The organism is Mycobacterium sp. IDUB_19, from assembly GCF_055419445.1.
On the sequence record NZ_JBVAXR010000176.1, the window covers coordinates 1 to 949 of the forward strand.

General features: G+C 61.3%; 1 protein-coding gene and 1 pseudogene. One reads left to right on the top strand and one right to left on the bottom strand.

What is annotated here, in order from left to right:
* Nucleotides 1-393: pseudogene (locus tag ACZY0B_RS27740) on the top strand (N-acetylglutaminylglutamine synthetase); the annotation flags it as partial.
* Nucleotides 394-403: 10 nt separating this feature from the next.
* On the opposite strand, the gene ACZY0B_RS27745 reads toward ACZY0B_RS27740, so the two are convergent.
* On the bottom strand, nt 404-949 hold a 546-nt coding region (locus tag ACZY0B_RS27745), incomplete at its 5' end, for a hypothetical protein (RefSeq protein WP_463767422.1).

Here is a 949-nt window from a genome sequence, read left to right on the forward strand (position 1 = left end):
CCGCTCGACGACCTCACCGAGGCGACAGTCCGTGATGCGGGTTGGAAGCTGGATGATGTGCTGCCCGAAGGAATTCGACTCCGCGTTCGCCGCACCGCCAATCTGCATCAGGGCGCCACGATCCACGACGTCACCGCCCAGGTGCATCCGGATCTTTGTCGGGTAGCGGTCGCGGCGGCGGAGGCGATCGGCATTCCGGTGACGGGCATCGATTTACTCGTTCCCGATATCACCGGCGTTGACTACGCATTCATCGAAGCCAACGAACGGCCAGGGCTCGCCAACCACGAACCGCAACCCACAGCGTCTGCTTTCATCGACTTCCTATTTCCTGGGCAACCGGGCCAGCCGCCCGCCTGGACTCCTGAGGAGCCACCACTTCACCGCGATTGACAGCGCTGCACTAACTTTCGAGTTCGTCGAACCGCGCGAGCGCTAGGTCGAGGTCTGCCTCGTCGAACATCTCACACCGGTTGACCATGCCGGCGTCTAGCGTTAATAGGTGAACCCCGCGCCACTCGGCCTTCAAGCCTTCATGTGAGGTCCCATGCGCAGCATGCGTGACGACAGCTCCTAGGTCGCTCAGGCGGTGTGCGGTCTCGATGTAGCCATTTAGATCTGGTGTGAGATCCCAAGCAGCACGCAGATTTTTGGCCAATTCACTCGCCTCGAACGTCGCACGTAGCCGGCGGTCGATGTTCACGTAGTCCGGCGCCGATTCGGGGACTTCGTACCGGTTGAGTGAGGCGTATCCCGCGGCGACAACCGACCACGTGCGTGAGTGGGCGGCCGCTTCGCCTGCAAGATAGCGGGTTTCGAGTTCCTCGAAGGCAGCGTCGATGTCGTCGGCATCGAACAGAACGCGTGCCACTATCTGGTTTTCGGCGTTGATTTCAAGGACGCACAGTATCTCGGACGCTTCTGAATCGGACCAGCCGCCCCAGACGCA